The organism is Bacillus sp. FSL R5-0560 (genome assembly GCF_037966305.1).
GTDB classification, from domain to species: Bacteria; Bacillota; Bacilli; order Bacillales; family Bacillaceae; genus Bacillus; species Bacillus mojavensis.
Map to the genome: position 1 here is coordinate 140,344 of NZ_CP150195.1, position 15,451 is coordinate 155,794.

25 protein-coding genes and 1 pseudogene are annotated in these 15,451 nt (G+C 42.6%); all 26 read left to right on the plus strand.

The features are described 5' to 3' along the window. The first annotated feature begins 30 nt into the window (after positions 1 to 30). The 26 genes and pseudogenes from rplX (at position 31) to NST56_RS00905 (ending at position 15,253) form a co-directional block, all read left to right on the plus strand. A complete protein-coding gene (gene rplX / locus NST56_RS00780; RefSeq protein WP_003156486.1) occupies positions 31 to 342 on the plus strand; it encodes a 50S ribosomal protein L24 in 312 nt (103 codons plus the stop codon). A gap of 25 nt (positions 343 to 367) precedes the next feature. Then, the gene (gene rplE, locus NST56_RS00785) at positions 368 to 907 is read left to right on the plus strand and encodes a 50S ribosomal protein L5 (RefSeq protein ID WP_010332775.1); all 540 of its coding nucleotides are present in this window, start codon (positions 368 to 370) and stop codon (positions 905 to 907) included. A gap of 22 nt (positions 908 to 929) precedes the next feature. Beyond that, on the plus strand, positions 930 to 1,115 hold the full coding sequence (rpsN, locus tag NST56_RS00790) for a 30S ribosomal protein S14 (RefSeq protein WP_003156488.1): 186 nt from the start codon (positions 930 to 932) through the stop codon (positions 1,113 to 1,115). Positions 1,116 to 1,146: 31 nt separating this feature from the next. Then, complete coding sequence (gene rpsH, locus NST56_RS00795; RefSeq protein WP_010332776.1) at positions 1,147 to 1,545, plus strand: 30S ribosomal protein S8; 399 nt, start codon at positions 1,147 to 1,149, stop codon at positions 1,543 to 1,545. A 30-nt stretch (positions 1,546 to 1,575) separates the two neighbouring features. Then, positions 1,576 to 2,115 carry a 50S ribosomal protein L6 gene (rplF, locus tag NST56_RS00800; protein WP_010332777.1) on the plus strand — a complete coding sequence of 180 codons (540 nt, stop codon included), beginning with the start codon at positions 1,576 to 1,578 and terminating at the stop codon, positions 2,113 to 2,115. A 32-nt stretch (positions 2,116 to 2,147) separates the two neighbouring features. Next, a complete protein-coding gene (rplR, locus tag NST56_RS00805; RefSeq protein WP_010332778.1) occupies positions 2,148 to 2,510 on the plus strand; it encodes a 50S ribosomal protein L18 in 363 nt (120 codons plus the stop codon). Between the two features lie 24 nt (positions 2,511 to 2,534). Then, complete coding sequence (gene rpsE / locus NST56_RS00810; RefSeq protein WP_003156493.1) at positions 2,535 to 3,035, plus strand: 30S ribosomal protein S5; 501 nt, start codon at positions 2,535 to 2,537, stop codon at positions 3,033 to 3,035. Positions 3,036 to 3,048: 13 nt separating this feature from the next. Next, positions 3,049 to 3,228 (plus strand): 50S ribosomal protein L30, encoded by a 180-nt coding sequence (gene rpmD, locus NST56_RS00815; RefSeq protein WP_003156497.1) that lies wholly within the window; start codon positions 3,049 to 3,051, stop codon positions 3,226 to 3,228. 30 nt (positions 3,229 to 3,258) lie between these two features. Beyond that, the gene (gene rplO, locus NST56_RS00820) at positions 3,259 to 3,699 is read left to right on the plus strand and encodes a 50S ribosomal protein L15 (RefSeq protein WP_003225819.1); all 441 of its coding nucleotides are present in this window, start codon (positions 3,259 to 3,261) and stop codon (positions 3,697 to 3,699) included. Position 3,700: 1 nt separating this feature from the next. Next, positions 3,701 to 4,996 (plus strand): preprotein translocase subunit SecY, encoded by a 1,296-nt coding sequence (secY, locus tag NST56_RS00825; RefSeq protein ID WP_010332779.1) that lies wholly within the window; start codon positions 3,701 to 3,703, stop codon positions 4,994 to 4,996. A 54-nt stretch (positions 4,997 to 5,050) separates the two neighbouring features. After that, positions 5,051 to 5,704, plus strand: coding sequence for an adenylate kinase (locus tag NST56_RS00830; protein WP_010332780.1), 654 nt, complete (start codon positions 5,051 to 5,053; stop codon positions 5,702 to 5,704). Further along, positions 5,701 to 6,447: a type I methionyl aminopeptidase gene (gene map, locus NST56_RS00835; RefSeq protein WP_010332781.1), complete on the plus strand. Its 747-nt coding sequence runs from the start codon at positions 5,701 to 5,703 to the stop codon at positions 6,445 to 6,447. The genes NST56_RS00830 and map overlap by 4 nt, the downstream gene beginning before the upstream one ends. A gap of 102 nt (positions 6,448 to 6,549) precedes the next feature. Further along, positions 6,550 to 6,792: pseudogene (locus NST56_RS00840) on the plus strand (KOW domain-containing RNA-binding protein); the annotation flags it as partial. Continuing rightward, a complete protein-coding gene (gene infA / locus NST56_RS00845) occupies positions 6,770 to 6,988 on the plus strand; it encodes a translation initiation factor IF-1 (protein WP_003156508.1) in 219 nt (72 codons plus the stop codon). The pseudogene NST56_RS00840 and the gene infA, both read left to right, overlap by 23 nt. Positions 6,989 to 7,020: 32 nt before the next feature. Then, positions 7,021 to 7,134: a 50S ribosomal protein L36 gene (rpmJ, locus tag NST56_RS00850; RefSeq protein WP_003156543.1), complete on the plus strand. Its 114-nt coding sequence runs from the start codon at positions 7,021 to 7,023 to the stop codon at positions 7,132 to 7,134. 22 nt (positions 7,135 to 7,156) lie between these two features. Next, entirely contained in the window at positions 7,157 to 7,522 is a 366-nt protein-coding gene (gene rpsM / locus NST56_RS00855; protein WP_003156545.1) for a 30S ribosomal protein S13, read from the plus strand. A gap of 20 nt (positions 7,523 to 7,542) precedes the next feature. Beyond that, entirely contained in the window at positions 7,543 to 7,938 is a 396-nt protein-coding gene (gene rpsK, locus NST56_RS00860; RefSeq protein WP_010332782.1) for a 30S ribosomal protein S11, read from the plus strand. A gap of 176 nt (positions 7,939 to 8,114) precedes the next feature. Then, on the plus strand, positions 8,115 to 9,059 hold the full coding sequence (locus NST56_RS00865) for a DNA-directed RNA polymerase subunit alpha (RefSeq protein ID WP_010332783.1): 945 nt from the start codon (positions 8,115 to 8,117) through the stop codon (positions 9,057 to 9,059). Between the two features lie 77 nt (positions 9,060 to 9,136). After that, positions 9,137 to 9,499: a 50S ribosomal protein L17 gene (gene rplQ / locus NST56_RS00870; RefSeq protein ID WP_003225836.1), complete on the plus strand. Its 363-nt coding sequence runs from the start codon at positions 9,137 to 9,139 to the stop codon at positions 9,497 to 9,499. Between the two features lie 128 nt (positions 9,500 to 9,627). After that, positions 9,628 to 10,473, plus strand: coding sequence for an energy-coupling factor ABC transporter ATP-binding protein (locus NST56_RS00875; protein WP_010332784.1), 846 nt, complete (start codon positions 9,628 to 9,630; stop codon positions 10,471 to 10,473). Beyond that, positions 10,449 to 11,318 (plus strand): energy-coupling factor ABC transporter ATP-binding protein, encoded by an 870-nt coding sequence (locus NST56_RS00880; RefSeq protein WP_168746781.1) that lies wholly within the window; start codon positions 10,449 to 10,451, stop codon positions 11,316 to 11,318. The genes NST56_RS00875 and NST56_RS00880 overlap by 25 nt, the downstream gene beginning before the upstream one ends. Beyond that, on the plus strand, positions 11,315 to 12,112 hold the full coding sequence (locus tag NST56_RS00885; protein ID WP_168746782.1) for an energy-coupling factor transporter transmembrane protein EcfT: 798 nt from the start codon (positions 11,315 to 11,317) through the stop codon (positions 12,110 to 12,112). Before NST56_RS00880 ends, NST56_RS00885 begins: the two co-directional genes overlap by 4 nt. A gap of 9 nt (positions 12,113 to 12,121) precedes the next feature. Further along, on the plus strand, positions 12,122 to 12,865 hold the full coding sequence (gene truA, locus NST56_RS00890) for a tRNA pseudouridine(38-40) synthase TruA (protein WP_268447478.1): 744 nt from the start codon (positions 12,122 to 12,124) through the stop codon (positions 12,863 to 12,865). A 161-nt stretch (positions 12,866 to 13,026) separates the two neighbouring features. Further along, a complete protein-coding gene (gene rplM / locus NST56_RS00895) occupies positions 13,027 to 13,464 on the plus strand; it encodes a 50S ribosomal protein L13 (RefSeq protein WP_003241966.1) in 438 nt (145 codons plus the stop codon). 20 nt (positions 13,465 to 13,484) lie between these two features. Then, positions 13,485 to 13,877 (plus strand): 30S ribosomal protein S9, encoded by a 393-nt coding sequence (rpsI, locus tag NST56_RS00900; protein WP_003225846.1) that lies wholly within the window; start codon positions 13,485 to 13,487, stop codon positions 13,875 to 13,877. Between the two features lie 608 nt (positions 13,878 to 14,485). Continuing rightward, complete coding sequence (locus NST56_RS00905) at positions 14,486 to 15,253, plus strand: class I SAM-dependent methyltransferase (protein ID WP_268447477.1); 768 nt, start codon at positions 14,486 to 14,488, stop codon at positions 15,251 to 15,253. The last annotated feature ends 198 nt before the right edge of the window (positions 15,254 to 15,451 follow it).

Genomic DNA, 15,451 nt, shown 5'->3' on the forward strand with positions numbered 1-15,451 from the left:
AAATGCCTTACTCAAGGAGGTGCGATCAGGATGCATGTAAAAAAAGGCGATAAAGTTATGGTTATCTCTGGTAAAGATAAAGGTAAACAAGGAACAATCCTTGCTGCTTTCCCTAAAAAGGACCGCGTTTTAGTTGAAGGTGTTAACATGGTAAAGAAACACTCTAAACCAACTCAAGCTAACCCTCAAGGCGGTATTTCTAATCAAGAGGCGCCAATTCATGTATCAAACGTTATGCCGCTCGATCCTAAAACAGGTGAAGTGACTCGCGTAGGATACAAAGTGGAAGATGGCAAAAAAGTTCGTGTGGCAAAAAAATCTGGGCAAGTTCTAGATAAATAGTATTAAAGGAAGGGAGGTCTATCTCATGAACCGCCTTAAAGAAAAGTACAATAAAGAAATTGCACCTGCTTTAATGACTAAGTTCAGCTATGACTCAGTTATGCAAGTGCCTAAAATTGAAAAAATCGTAATCAACATGGGTGTTGGTGATGCTGTTCAAAACGCAAAAGCAATCGACAGTGCTGTTGAAGAATTAACGTTTATCGCAGGTCAAAAACCTGTCGTTACTCGTGCGAAGAAATCAATTGCTGGATTCCGTCTTCGTGAAGGAATGCCTATCGGTGCGAAAGTAACTCTTCGCGGAGAGCGCATGTATGATTTCCTTGATAAACTTATTTCTGTATCTTTACCGCGTGTGCGTGACTTCCGTGGGGTTTCTAAAAAATCTTTCGACGGTCGCGGTAACTACACACTTGGTATCAAAGAACAGTTAATCTTCCCTGAAATTGACTACGATAAAGTAACAAAGGTTCGCGGAATGGACATCGTTATTGTAACGACTGCTAATTCTGATGAAGAGGCTCGTGAGCTATTAACTCAAGTAGGTATGCCGTTCCAGAAATAATCAATGAAAGGGAGGCGAAATCGTGGCTAAGAAGTCAATGATTGCGAAACAACAACGTACACCAAAGTTTAAAGTACAAGAGTACACTCGCTGTGAACGCTGCGGACGTCCGCATTCAGTCATTCGTAAATTTAAACTTTGCCGTATTTGTTTCCGTGAGCTTGCATATAAAGGACAAATTCCTGGCGTGAAAAAAGCCAGCTGGTAATCCCCAAGAAAGGGAAGGAGGTAATTATATAATGGTTATGACAGATCCAATTGCAGATATGCTGACTCGTATTCGTAATGCAAACATGGTACGTCATGAGAAGCTTGAAATTCCTGCTTCTAAATTGAAAAGAGAAATTGCTGAAATTTTAAAGCGTGAAGGTTTCATTCGTGACGTTGAGTTCGTAGAAGACAGCAAACAAGGTATCATCCGCGTTTTCTTGAAATACGGACAAAACAACGAGCGCGTAATCACTGGTCTTAAAAGAATCAGCAAACCTGGTTTGCGTGTTTATGCTAAATCTAATGAAGTACCTCGTGTACTTAACGGTCTTGGAATCGCAATTCTTTCTACATCACATGGCGTTTTAACGGACAAAGAAGCCCGTGCAAAACAAGCTGGTGGAGAAGTATTAGCATACGTTTGGTAAAAAAGTTTAACATGAATGGAGGTGTTTGGTATGTCTCGTGTAGGTAAGAAGCTACTTGAGATTCCTTCTGATGTTACAGTAACGTTAAATGATAACAATACTGTAGCTGTGAAAGGACCAAAAGGAGAATTAACTCGTACGTTTCACCCTGATATGGAGATTAAAATAGAGGACAATGTGCTTACAGTCGCTCGTCCTTCTGATCAAAAAGAGCACCGTGCTCTGCATGGTACAACTCGCAGTCTGCTTGGCAACATGGTGGAGGGCGTATCTAAAGGATTTGAAAGAGGTTTGGAATTAGTCGGTGTCGGTTACCGTGCGTCTAAATCCGGAAATAAACTTGTTTTAAACGTTGGATACTCTCACCCTGTTGAGATCGTCCCTGAGGAAGGCATCGATATCGAAGTTCCTTCTCAAACGAAAGTAGTCGTTAAAGGTACAGACAAAGAACGCGTAGGAGCTATTGCTGCTAACATTCGCGCTGTCCGTTCTCCAGAGCCTTACAAAGGTAAAGGAATCCGCTACGAAGGTGAAGTTGTTCGCCGTAAAGAAGGTAAATCTGCTAAGTAAGATCGCTTAAAGTGAAGAAAGGAGTGACCTAGATGATTACGAAAACTAGCAAAAATGCTGCTCGTCTTAAAAGACACGCTCGTGTTCGCGCTAAACTTTCTGGTACTGCTGAAAGACCGCGTCTGAACGTTTTCCGTTCAAACAAGCACATTTACGCTCAAATCATCGATGATGTAAATGGTGTAACACTTGCTAGTGCATCTACTCTCGATAAAGACTTGAACGTTGAAAGCACTGGAGATACTTCAGCTGCTGCTAAAGTTGGAGAATTAGTTGCAAAACGCGCTGCTGAAAAAGGCATTTCTGACGTAGTATTTGACCGTGGCGGATACTTATACCATGGACGTGTAAAAGCTTTGGCTGATGCCGCTCGTGAAGCTGGACTTAAATTTTAATAAAAGAAGGAGGGACACATGATTATGCGTCGTATTGACCCAAGCAAATTAGAGTTAGAAGAACGCTTAGTTACGGTTAACCGCGTAGCGAAAGTTGTTAAAGGTGGTCGTCGTTTCCGCTTCGCAGCTCTAGTCGTTGTCGGTGACAAAAACGGACACGTAGGATTCGGTACTGGTAAAGCGCAAGAAGTACCAGAAGCAATCCGCAAAGCTGTTGAAGATGCGAAAAAGAATTTAATTGAAGTACCAATGGTTGGAACTACAATTCCACATGAAATCATCGGACGTTTCGGTGCAGGTAACATCTTGTTAAAACCTGCTTCTGAAGGTACTGGAGTTATCGCTGGAGGCCCTGTACGTGCGGTACTTGAGCTTGCTGGCGTAGCTGACATCCTTTCTAAGTCTCTAGGTTCTAACACACCGATCAACATGATTCGTGCAACACTTCAAGGCTTAAGTGAACTTAAGCGCGCTGAAGAGGTTGCGAAGCTTCGTGGAAAATCTGTAGAAGAACTGTTAGGATAAGGAGGGAATATTAATGGCTAAATTAGAAATTACCCTCAAACGAAGTGTAATCGGTCGCCCGGAAGATCAACGCGTTACTGTGAGAACACTTGGTTTAAAGAAAACAAACCAAACTGTTGTTCATGAAGACAACGCTGCGATTCGTGGTATGATTAATAAAGTATCTCATTTAGTTTCTGTTAAAGAACAATAAAAATAATTGATCGGATAAGGAGGTGTCCTAATGAAACTTCATGAATTAAAACCTTCAGAAGGTTCACGCAAAACGCGTAATCGCGTAGGTCGTGGTATTGGTTCTGGCAACGGTAAAACAGCTGGTAAAGGTCACAAAGGTCAAAACGCTCGTTCTGGCGGCGGTGTACGCCCAGGGTTCGAGGGGGGACAAATGCCTTTATTCCAACGTCTTCCTAAACGCGGCTTTACTAACATTAACCGTAAGGAATACGCTGTAGTCAACCTAGACAAATTGAACGGTTTTGCAGAAGGAACGGAAGTCACTCCTGAACTTCTTCTTGAGACTGGTGTTATAAGCAAACTTAATGCAGGAGTAAAGATTCTTGGCAACGGTAAATTAGAGAAAAAATTAACTGTAAAAGCCAATAAATTCTCTGCTTCTGCGAAAGAAGCTGTTGAAGCTGCTGGCGGTACAGCTGAGGTGATCTAACTTGTTTAAAACAATCTCCAACTTTATGCGTGTGAGTGATATCCGGAATAAAATCATATTCACTTTACTCATGCTTATCGTCTTTCGCATAGGTGCGTTTATTCCTGTGCCGTATGTTAACGCTGATGTGTTACAGGCACAGTCTCAAATGGGTGTATTTGATCTTCTTAATACATTTGGCGGCGGTGCGCTTTACCAATTCTCTATTTTCGCAATGGGGATTACTCCTTATATCACAGCTTCAATCATCATCCAGCTGCTTCAGATGGATGTTGTGCCGAAGTTTACAGAGTGGTCTAAGCAAGGTGAAGTTGGCCGCCGTAAATTGGCTCAGTTCACAAGATACTTTACGATTGTCCTTGGATTTATCCAAGCGCTGGGTATGTCATACGGATTTAACAATTTAGCTAACGGATTGCTAATTGAAAAATCCGGCGTATCCACATATCTGATCATCGCTTTAGTACTCACTGGCGGAACTGCCTTTTTAATGTGGCTTGGGGAACAAATCACATCTCATGGAGTAGGCAACGGAATATCGATCATTATCTTCGCGGGGATTGTATCTAGTATTCCGAAAACGGTTGGACAAATATATGAGACTCAATTTGTCGGCAGCGACGATCAGCTGTTTATTCATATTGTGAAAGTCGCTCTTCTTGTGATTGCGATTTTAGCAGTTATTGTTGGAGTTATTTTCATTCAGCAAGCCGTACGGAAAATTGCGATTCAATATGCTAAAGGCACAGGTCGTTCACCTGCTGGCGGAGGTCAGTCTACACACCTTCCATTGAAAGTGAATCCTGCCGGGGTTATTCCTGTAATCTTTGCGGTTGCGTTTTTAATAACGCCGCGTACGATCGCGTCATTCTTTGGAACAAACGATGTGACAAAGTGGATTCAAGCCAACTTTGACAATACACATCCGGTGGGTATGACTATATATGTTGCGTTAATTATTGCCTTTACGTACTTTTATGCTTTTGTCCAGGTTAATCCTGAACAAATGGCTGATAACCTTAAAAAACAGGGTGGCTATATCCCGGGGGTTCGTCCAGGGAAAATGACTCAAGATAGAATTACGAGCATTTTGTATCGACTTACGTTTGTGGGTGCTTTATTCTTAGCCGTGATTTCCATTCTTCCTATCTTTTTCATTCAATTCGCTGGATTGCCTCAAAGTGCACAAATTGGCGGAACATCTTTGTTAATTGTTGTCGGGGTAGCCTTGGAGACAATGAAACAACTAGAAAGCCAGTTGGTGAAACGAAACTACCGTGGATTTATGAAAAACTAGAGGAAATGGATTTATCCATTCCCTCTTAATTAAGAGAGGACGGGGGAAATCCGAATGAACTTAGTCTTAATGGGGCTTCCTGGTGCCGGTAAAGGTACACAGGGCGAACGAATTGTTGAGGATTATGGAATACCTCACATCTCAACAGGAGATATGTTCCGTGCTGCTATGAAAGAGGAAACATCACTCGGACTCGAAGCAAAATCTTATATTGATAAGGGAGAGCTCGTACCTGACGAAGTCACAATTGGAATTGTCAAAGAAAGACTTGGCAAAGATGATTGTGAAAGAGGTTTTCTTCTGGACGGATTTCCGCGAACAGTCGCTCAAGCCGAAGCTCTTGAAGAAATTCTTGAAGAATACGGCAAGCCGATTGATTATGTCATTAACATTAAAGTTGATAAAGATTCTTTAATGGAACGTCTGACTGGACGCAGAATTTGCAGTGTTTGCGGCACAACCTATCATTTAGTATTTAATCCGCCGAAAACGCCGGGTGTTTGTGATAAAGACGGAGGCGAACTCTATCAACGGGCAGATGATAATGAGGAAACAGTCTCTAAACGGCTTGAGGTAAACATGAAGCAGACTCAGCCTTTACTCGATTTCTATTCTGAGAAAGGTTATCTTGTAAACGTGAATGGCCAGCAGGACATTCAAGATGTTTATGCAGATGTGAAGGATCTTCTTGGAGGATTAAAAAAATGATTATCTGTAAAACCCCTCGTGAACTTGGTATCATGCGGGAAGCAGGGCGAATCGTGGCTTTGACTCACGAAGAGTTAAAAAAGCACATTAAACCAGGAATCTCGACAAAAGAATTGGATCAAATTGCCGAACGTTTTATTAAGAAGCAGGGTGCAATCCCATCTTTTAAGGGGTATAATGGGTTTCGCGGGAGCATTTGCGTATCAGTGAATGAAGAACTCGTTCACGGCATTCCTGGCAGCAGGGTGCTGCGTGACGGTGACATCATCAGTATTGATATCGGTGCTAAATTAAATGGTTATCATGGTGACTCTGCATGGACATATCCGGTAGGAACCATCAGCGATGATGATAAAAAACTTCTGGAAGTGACAGAGGAATCTTTATATAAAGGCTTGCAGGAAGCAAAACCAGGTGAACGTTTGTCGAATATTTCCCACGCAATACAAACGTATGTCGAAAATGAGCAGTTTTCAGTTGTTAGGGAGTATGTCGGACATGGTGTTGGTCAAGACTTGCATGAGGACCCGCAAATCCCTCATTACGGTCCGCCCAACAAAGGACCACGGCTCAAACCTGGCATGGTTCTCGCTATTGAACCTATGGTGAACGCTGGCAGCCGCTATGTGAAAACTTTGGCTGATAACTGGACGGTTGTAACGGTAGATGGGAAAAAGTGTGCTCATTTTGAACATACAATTGCGATTACGGAAACGGGTTTTGATATACTGACAAAGGTCTAGATGATAACATCATTCCGAAAGCAGATGTTTTTCCGGCTTGATAGGGCAGAAGGTTCGGTTTAACATTGGCAGGAACGAATTCATCTTGCCATTTTCGGTGGAATTGTTGATCATCATGTACTAATAGCAGACGGAGAAAAGCGTACATTTCATTCTCCTAAGAAAAAGAATATCAATCATTTTACCCTTTATGATTGCGTATCTCCGGAAGTTCAGAACAGTATAAACGAAACAGGGCGTGTGACAAACAGAAAACTGAGATTTTCTCTTTTGAAATTTGTCAGAAAGCAAGTTACTGATTTGAAGAAGGGAGAACACTTGAATGGCGAAAGACGATGTAATTGAAGTGGAAGGTACGATAGTTGAAACATTGCCAAACGCGATGTTCAAAGTTGAACTCGAGAATGGACACACTGTTTTGGCTCACGTATCTGGTAAAATCCGCATGCACTTCATTCGCATTTTACCTGGAGACAAAGTTACGGTAGAATTATCTCCATATGACTTAACTCGTGGCAGGATTACGTACCGTTACAAATAAGCACTCCGGAAACTGAAGGAGGTTGGAAACACATGAAAGTGAGACCATCAGTTAAACCAATCTGCGAAAAATGTAAAGTTATTCGCAGAAAAGGAAAAGTAATGGTGATCTGTGAAAATCCAAAGCATAAACAAAAACAAGGATAATTTATAAGGAGGTGCCCAGAGAATGGCTCGTATTGCTGGTGTAGATATCCCACGTGACAAACGTGTTGTTATTTCTTTAACATATGTCTTCGGAATTGGCCGCACAACGGCTCAGCAAGTCTTGAAAGAGGCTGGTGTTTCAGAAGATACTCGTGTGCGTGATCTTACTGAAGAAGAACTTGGTAAAATCCGTGATGTTATTGACAAACTGAAAGTAGAAGGTGACCTTCGCCGTGAAGTTTCTCTTAACATTAAGCGTCTGATCGAAATCGGAAGCTACCGCGGAATCCGCCATCGCAGAGGTTTGCCTGTTCGCGGACAAAACTCTAAAAACAATGCGCGTACTCGTAAAGGTCCGCGTCGTACTGTAGCTAACAAGAAAAAATAAGTAAGGGAGGTACCTAAACAATGGCTGCTGCTCGTAAATCTAACACGCGTAAACGTCGCGTGAAAAAGAATATTGAGTCTGGAATTGCTCATATTCGTTCAACTTTCAATAACACGATCGTTACGATCACTGACACTCATGGTAATGCTCTTTCTTGGTCTAGTGCCGGAGCTCTAGGATTCAGAGGTTCTCGTAAATCTACTCCTTTTGCTGCGCAAATGGCTGCAGAAACAGCTGCTAAAGGTTCAATCGAACATGGACTTAAAACTCTTGAGGTTACTGTTAAAGGCCCTGGTTCAGGTCGTGAAGCTGCTATCCGTGCGCTTCAAGCTGCTGGATTAGAAGTCACTGCTATCAGAGACGTAACTCCTGTTCCTCATAACGGATGCCGTCCACCAAAACGTCGCCGCGTGTAATTTGTTTGTATAGATTTTGTGTCCCTGTCAATAATGGGTTATGATACAGTTATTTATTAAACGAATGCACCGACTCGTTGCCTGAGCACATACGGGACTAAACAATGGGGAATTTCGGATGGAATCTCATATGATTCTATTCGAGGTTTCGACGTTTTGAAGGAGGGTTTTAAGTAATGATCGAGATTGAAAAACCAAAAATCGAAACGGTTGAAATCAGCGACGATGCCAAATTTGGTAAGTTTGTCGTAGAGCCACTTGAGCGTGGATATGGTACAACTCTGGGTAACTCCTTACGTCGTATCCTCTTATCCTCACTCCCTGGTGCCGCTGTAACATCAATCCAGATAGATGGTGTACTGCACGAATTCTCGACAATTGAAGGCGTTGTGGAAGATGTTACAACGATTATCTTAAACATTAAAAAGCTTGCATTGAAAATCTACTCTGATGAAGAGAAGACGCTAGAAATTGATGTACAGGGTGATGGAACTGTAACAGCAGCTGATATTACACACGATAGTGATGTAGAGATCTTAAATCCTGATCTTCATATCGCGACTCTGGGTGAGAATGCGAGTTTCCGAGTTCGCCTTACTGCTCAAAGAGGACGTGGGTATACGCCTGCCGACGCAAACAAAAGAGACGATCAGCCTATCGGCGTGATTCCGATCGATTCAATCTATACGCCAGTTTCTCGTGTATCTTATCAAGTAGAGAACACTCGTGTAGGCCAGGTTGCAAACTATGACAAACTTACACTTGATGTTTGGACTGATGGAAGCACTGGACCAAAAGAAGCAATTGCGCTTGGTTCAAAGATTTTAACTGAACACCTTAATATATTCGTTGGTTTAACTGACGAAGCTCAGCATGCTGAAATCATGGTTGAAAAAGAAGAAGATCAAAAAGAGAAAGTTCTTGAAATGACGATTGAAGAACTAGATCTTTCTGTTCGTTCTTACAACTGCTTAAAGCGTGCGGGTATCAACACGGTTCAAGAGCTTGCGAACAAGACGGAAGAAGATATGATGAAAGTTCGTAATCTAGGACGCAAATCACTTGAAGAAGTGAAAGCGAAACTAGAAGAACTTGGACTCGGACTTCGCAAAGACGATTGACTAGTTTCCCTTGTGAACTAGGATTTTCGTGTGTTTATAATTCAGAAAAAGCATTCCAATAAAGGAGGGGACATCATATGTCATACAGAAAACTAGGACGTACGAGTGCACAGCGTAAGGCTATGCTTCGTGATCTTACAACTGATTTGATCATCAATGAAAGAATCGAAACAACTGAAACACGTGCGAAAGAACTTCGCTCTGTAGTTGAAAAAATGATCACGCTTGGCAAACGCGGTGATCTTCACGCTCGCCGTCAAGCTGCTGCATACATCCGCAACGAGGTTGCTAACGAAGAAAATAACCAAGATGCACTTCAAAAATTATTCTCTGACATTGCAACTCGTTACGAGGAGCGCCAAGGTGGATACACACGTATTATGAAGCTTGGTCCTCGCCGTGGTGACGGAGCACCAATGGCAATTATCGAATTGGTTTAATCACATATTTTGTGTATCTAAAGAAGGGCGGGACAGTTTCTAACTGGATCTATGCCCTTTTTTTAGATACTTCAACTTTTTCAATAGAGAGACAAGCAGAGTATGAGCTGAGAGGAGGCCGGTTGTCCGTGAATCAAAATCAGTTGATATCGGTAGAGGATATCGTTTTTCGATATCGGAAAGACGCAGAAAGACGAGCACTAGATAGCGTCTCCCTGCAGGTGTATGAGGGTGAATGGCTTGCAATTGTAGGTCATAACGGTTCAGGGAAATCAACACTGGCCCGGGCATTGAATGGTTTAATCCTTCCTGAATCAGGCGACATAAAGGTTGCTGGGATTCAACTGACAGAGGAGTCAGTGTGGGAAGTGCGTAAGAAGATTGGTATGGTCTTTCAAAATCCGGATAACCAATTTGTCGGAACGACAGTTCGCGATGATGTGGCTTTTGGTTTAGAAAACAATGGTGTACCGCGGGAAGAAATGATTGAGAGAGTAGATTGGGCTGTCAAACAGGTCAACATGCAGGATTTTCTTGATCAAGAGCCGCACCATCTCTCCGGAGGCCAAAAGCAGAGAGTTGCGATAGCAGGGATTATTGCCGCACGTCCTGATATTATTATCTTAGATGAAGCAACATCCATGCTTGACCCGATCGGGCGAGAAGAAGTGCTTGAAACAGTAAGACACTTAAAAGAGCAAGGTATGGCAACTGTCATCTCGATTACACATGATCTGAATGAGGCTGCAAAAGCTGACAGAATCATTGTCATGAATGGCGGTAAGAAATATGCCGAGGGTACGCCTGAAGAAATTTTCAAATTGAATAAGGAACTTGTTCGAATCGGGCTTGATTTACCCTTCTCATTCCAGCTCAGCCAACTCTTAAGAGAAAATGGACTGGCTTTGGAAGAAAATCATTTGACTCAGGAAGGGCTGGTGAACGAGCTATGGACATTACAATCAAAGATGTAGAGCATCGCTATCAGATAAAGACGCCGTTTGAGCGCCTTGCCCTGTATGATATCAATGCATCGATTAAGGAAGGCAGCTATGTGGCCGTAATAGGGCATACAGGCTCCGGTAAATCCACTCTTCTTCAGCACCTGAATGGTCTCCTGAAGCCTACAAAGGGGCATATTTCATTAGGCAGTACTGTTATACAGGCAGGAAAAAAGAATAAAGACCTTAAAGCCCTCCGAAAAAAAGTCGGAATCGTTTTCCAATTCCCCGAACATCAATTATTTGAAGAAACAGTTCTCAAAGATATTTCATTTGGACCGATGAACTTTGGTGTGAAAAAGGAAGACGCTGAACAAAAAGCGAGAGAGATGCTGAAGCTTGTAGGTTTATCTGAAGAGCTCCTGGATAGATCACCTTTTGAATTAAGCGGAGGGCAAATGCGCAGGGTTGCAATTGCCGGGGTGCTTGCAATGGATCCTGAAGTGCTTGTTCTTGATGAACCGACAGCAGGGCTGGATCCAAGAGGGCGAAAAGAGATCATGGACATGTTTTATGAGCTCCACCAACGGGGAAACCTGACGACAATTCTTGTCACCCACAGCATGGAGGATGCGGCTGCCTATGCTGATGAAATGATCGTGATGCATAAAGGAACTATCCAGGCATCAGGCAGTCCGCGAGACTTGTTCTCAAAAGGGGAAGAGATGGCCGGCTGGGGGCTGGATCTTCCGGAAACGATTAAATTCCAAAGGCAGCTGGAAGCCGCACTTGGTGTCAGATTTAAAGAGCCTCTGCTCACAATAGAAGATGCAGCTGCTGAAATCCGTGCTCTTTTTCAGGGGGAAAAGACCTTATGATGGACAGCATGATTATCGGCAAGTATGTGCCGGGTTCTTCACTTGTGCACCGGCTTGATCCACGAACAAAACTGGTTACGATCTTTTTGTTTGTCTGTATCGTTTTCCTAGCCAATAATGTGCAGACCTATGCGCTGCTTGGTTTATTTACAGCAGGCGTTGTTTCCTTAACAAGGGTTCCTTTTTCCTTTTTGATGAAAGGGCTAAGGCCTATCATCTGGATTATTCTTTTTACGTTCCTGCTCCATATTTTCATGACACATGAAGGGCCGGTTATTTTTGAACTTGGCTTTTTCAAGATCTATGAGGGCGGTTTGGTACAAGGGATTTTCATTTCCCTTAGGTTCGTCTATCTGATTTTAATGACCACTCTATTAACGCTGACAACAACACCTATTGAGATTACCGATGGTATGGAACGGCTGCTCAACCCATTTAAAAAATTAAAGCTTCCTGTTCACGAGCTGGCCCTTATGATGTCGATCTCTTTGCGGTTTATCCCAACCTTGATGGAGGAGACAGATAAGATTATGAAGGCTCAGATGGCGCGAGGCGTTGATTTTACAAGCGGACCGCTTAAAGACAGAGTGAAGGCAATTGTGCCGCTGCTAGTCCCTCTCTTTGTCAGTGCGTTTAAGCGTGCTGAAGAGCTTGCGGTTGCAATGGAGGCAAGAGGCTATCAAGGCGGAGAGGGACGCACAAAATACAGAAAGCTTGTATGGACGGCAAAGGATACTTCTGTCATTGTCAGCTTGTTCATATTGGCTGCTCTGTTATTTTTCTTAAGGGCTTAGAGGTGCTTTATGAGACTGAAATGCACGATTTCTTATGACGGACATTTGTTTAATGGATACCAAGTACAGCCGGGTAAAAGGACGGTTCAGGATGAGCTTGAGAAGGCACTGGCTGTGCTGCATAAGTCAAAAGACAGAATCCCTGTCGTTTCCTCTGGACGGACGGACAGCGGGGTTCACGCGGCTGGACAGGTGATTCATTTTGATACACCGCTCTCTATTCCGGCTGAGAGATGGCCGTATGCTTTAAATGCACTGCTTCCGGATGATATTGCAGTCAAAACGGCAGAAATTGCGGATGATGGGTTCCATGCACGATTTAGCGCAGTTAAAAAGGAATATCGCTACTTTGTATACACGGAGAAACACCCGGACGTATTTAAACGGCATTACGCTTACCATTTTTCATATCGCCTCAATGTGCAGAACATGAGAGAAGCGGCAAAGCATCTTTTAGGAACACATGATTTTACAAGCTTTTGTGCGGCTAAAACGGAAGTGCAGGACAAAGTGAGAACGATTTATGAACTCGATTGGACTGAGACTGATGACGGCCTGCAAATGCGGATCACAGGCAGCGGTTTCCTATATAATATGGTCAGAATTATTGCAGGTACTTTGCTGGATGCAGGTATTGGAAAAATTTCTCCCGATGATGTGAAATCCATGCTGGAAGCGAAGGATCGCGAAGCAGCAGGGCGTACAGCACCGGGGCATGGGCTATATTTATGGAACGTTTACTATGACAACTAAACCAGGTGTATAATATTTTCTTGACAGAGTCTGCATAAAGTTATAAGATATCATATGGTATGTATTTCAACCCCACGATAAGCCCCGGAACTTATTGTGTTGTGAAATAGAACGTAATCGAAGTTTATTGAAAATGACAGATCATTTAGGAGGGAAATTCAATGCGTACAACACCTATGGCTAACGCAAGTACTATTGAACGCAAGTGGTTAGTTGTTGATGCTGCTGGCAAGACTTTAGGCCGTCTTTCTTCAGAAGTTGCAGCTATCCTTCGCGGAAAACACAAACCAACTTACACACCACACGTTGATACTGGAGATCATGTGATCATCATCAACGCTGAAAAAATCGAGTTAACTGGTAAAAAGTTAACTGACAAAATCTACTACCGTCATACTCAACATCCAGGCGGATTAAAATCAAGAACTGCTCTTGAAATGCGTACAAACTACCCTGAGAAAATGCTTGAGCTTGCTATCAAAGGCATGCTTCCAAAAGGTTCTCTAGGTCGTCAAATGTTCAAAAAATTGAACGTATACCGTGGTTCTGAGCATCCACATGAAGCACAAAAACCTGAAGTTTACGAACTTCGCGGTTAATTAAAAAGGAGGTTACCAATTTGGCACAGGTTCAATATTACGGTACTGGCCGTCGTAAAAGTTCTGTAGCGCGTGTGCGCTTAGTTCCAGGAGAAGGTCGTATCGTCGTTAATAATCGTGAAATCAGCGAGCACATCCCATCTCCAGCTCTAATCGAAGATATCAAACAACCATTAACTTTGACTGAAACAGCTGGCACTTATGATGTTTTAGTAAACGTACATGGAGGCGGCTTATCTGGTCAAGCTGGAGCAATCCGTCATGGTATCGCTCGTGCTTTGCTTGAAGCAGATCCAGAATACCGTGCAACACTTAAACGTGCAGGTCTTCTGACTCGTGACGCTCGTATGAAAGAACGTAAAAAATACGGTCTTAAAGGCGCTCGTCGTGCACCTCAGTTCTCAAAACGTTAATTTTACGTTTCAAAGCTCTCAACTATGGGTTGGGGGCTTTTTTTATTTTCTTTTCAGAATAAAAGCAGAAGTGATGAAACAGGCATCTGTTTTTGGCTATTAAAATGACCCTTTTTTCATTGCTGGTCTTTCTCACAAGGTTTCGCAATCGTGTATACTTTTAACAGTTCCCAGCACAAAATGTATCACTTTTTCAATTCAATGCTTAATGATCTATCTTAAGCGCCTGTAAACGAACGATGAGTTCTATATATCCAAAAGTCCTTTGCAAATGGTATACGCATTTATCGCTTGTAATCAAAACTAAAAAATTTTCCCTCGTTGTTGGAAATACAGAACCTTGTTTAACAAAGGGCCTATTACATCATAGGTATTCTTACAAAAGTGTCAAATGCCATAGGCAATGCAAAACGTAATGCCGGCATCAAGTGCTCTACCATTAATTTGATTTGAAAAAGTGATATTATATTCACTAGCCATAAAATCACACATCTCCTTTGTGAATTTATTGCGGTTTTATGAATTTTTTTCTGGATATGCAAAGGGAAAGCGGTATCAATATAGAAATATTTGTTATACTCTAAACATTAAAGTAAGGAGAACGATTCATGAATGCGTTAGTAGATCATAATAGCAAAGCCTGGGATCAAAAAGTAGAAACAGGCAATGAATGGACTGTTGCTGTAGAGCGGCATGTCATTGAACAAGCAAAAAGAGGGAATTGGGATATCAGGTTAACCCCTATTAAAAATGTGCCAAAGGATTGGTTTCCTCCTGTAAAAGGCTTGAAGGTGCTTTGTTTGGCCTCAGGAGGCGGACAGCAGGCCCCGGTTTTGGCGGCAGCCGGAGCGGATGTCACAGTCTTAGATAACTCAGAACAGCAGCTGGAGCAGGACAGAATGGTTGCTGATCGCGACGGCTTGACCATACGTACTGTTAAAGGAAGTATGGATGATCTCAGTCAATTTGAAAATGAATCATTTGATTTCATCGTACACCCAGTTGCCAATGTTTTTGTTGAAAATATCCTGCCGGTCTGGAAAGAAGCGCACCGCGTGCTGAAAAGAAATGGCACTTTAATCTCGGGGTTTGTTAATCCAGTTGTTTTTCTGTTTGACATTGAATTAGAAGAGCAGGGCGTTTTAAAAGTAAAGCACTCCATTCCATACGCCGACTCAGAAGATCTTCCAAAACATAAGGTGAAAAAGCTGATTGAAAATAATGAAGCGCTGGAATTCGGGCATTCCTTAGAAGACCAAATTAAGGGACAGCTCGACGCCGGTTTTATCGTCACAGGTTTTTATGAAGATAAAGGCGGTTTTGTGCTGGATCAATACATTAATACATATTCTGCAACAAGAAGCATTAAAGTATGAAGGCAGCGACCTATTAGAGGGAGCTGCTTTTTATTATTGTGATGCCTCTGCACTTACAAGCGAACACACGTTCCTTCCTCCGCAGAAAGCTGCTTTTTTTAGATGTTCAAGTTATCAACACCTTCATTTGGGCGAATTTCCAACCGTATTCGGGCATGGTTTCACCTCCCAAACCTCAAAATAACCGGTAAAAGGAGA

Excerpts from the sequence above, each read along its gene's own strand:
- NST56_RS00830 (WP_010332780.1), top strand. The coding sequence starts at position 5,051 with ATGAACTTAGTCTTAATGGGGCTTCCTGGTGCCGGTAAAGGTACACAG.
- rpmJ (WP_003156543.1), top strand. The coding sequence starts at position 7,021 with ATGAAAGTGAGACCATCAGTTAAACCAATCTGCGAAAAATGTAAAGTT.
- NST56_RS00905 (WP_268447477.1), top strand. The coding sequence starts at position 14,486 with ATGAATGCGTTAGTAGATCATAATAGCAAAGCCTGGGATCAAAAAGTA.
- rpsM (WP_003156545.1), top strand. The coding sequence starts at position 7,157 with ATGGCTCGTATTGCTGGTGTAGATATCCCACGTGACAAACGTGTTGTT.
- map (WP_010332781.1), top strand. The coding sequence starts at position 5,701 with ATGATTATCTGTAAAACCCCTCGTGAACTTGGTATCATGCGGGAAGCA.
- rplR (WP_010332778.1), top strand. The coding sequence starts at position 2,148 with ATGATTACGAAAACTAGCAAAAATGCTGCTCGTCTTAAAAGACACGCT.
- NST56_RS00885 (WP_168746782.1), top strand. The coding sequence starts at position 11,315 with ATGATGGACAGCATGATTATCGGCAAGTATGTGCCGGGTTCTTCACTT.
- rplX (WP_003156486.1), top strand. The coding sequence starts at position 31 with ATGCATGTAAAAAAAGGCGATAAAGTTATGGTTATCTCTGGTAAAGAT.
- rplE (WP_010332775.1), top strand. The coding sequence starts at position 368 with ATGAACCGCCTTAAAGAAAAGTACAATAAAGAAATTGCACCTGCTTTA.
- rplO (WP_003225819.1), top strand. The coding sequence starts at position 3,259 with ATGAAACTTCATGAATTAAAACCTTCAGAAGGTTCACGCAAAACGCGT.
- rplF (WP_010332777.1), top strand. The coding sequence starts at position 1,576 with ATGTCTCGTGTAGGTAAGAAGCTACTTGAGATTCCTTCTGATGTTACA.
- rpsK (WP_010332782.1), top strand. The coding sequence starts at position 7,543 with ATGGCTGCTGCTCGTAAATCTAACACGCGTAAACGTCGCGTGAAAAAG.
- rplM (WP_003241966.1), top strand. The coding sequence starts at position 13,027 with ATGCGTACAACACCTATGGCTAACGCAAGTACTATTGAACGCAAGTGG.
- rplQ (WP_003225836.1), top strand. The coding sequence starts at position 9,137 with ATGTCATACAGAAAACTAGGACGTACGAGTGCACAGCGTAAGGCTATG.
- NST56_RS00865 (WP_010332783.1), top strand. The coding sequence starts at position 8,115 with ATGATCGAGATTGAAAAACCAAAAATCGAAACGGTTGAAATCAGCGAC.
- infA (WP_003156508.1), top strand. The coding sequence starts at position 6,770 with ATGGCGAAAGACGATGTAATTGAAGTGGAAGGTACGATAGTTGAAACA.
- rpmD (WP_003156497.1), top strand. The coding sequence starts at position 3,049 with ATGGCTAAATTAGAAATTACCCTCAAACGAAGTGTAATCGGTCGCCCG.
- truA (WP_268447478.1), top strand. The coding sequence starts at position 12,122 with ATGAGACTGAAATGCACGATTTCTTATGACGGACATTTGTTTAATGGA.
- rpsE (WP_003156493.1), top strand. The coding sequence starts at position 2,535 with ATGCGTCGTATTGACCCAAGCAAATTAGAGTTAGAAGAACGCTTAGTT.
- NST56_RS00880 (WP_168746781.1), top strand. The coding sequence starts at position 10,449 with ATGGACATTACAATCAAAGATGTAGAGCATCGCTATCAGATAAAGACG.
- rpsH (WP_010332776.1), top strand. The coding sequence starts at position 1,147 with ATGGTTATGACAGATCCAATTGCAGATATGCTGACTCGTATTCGTAAT.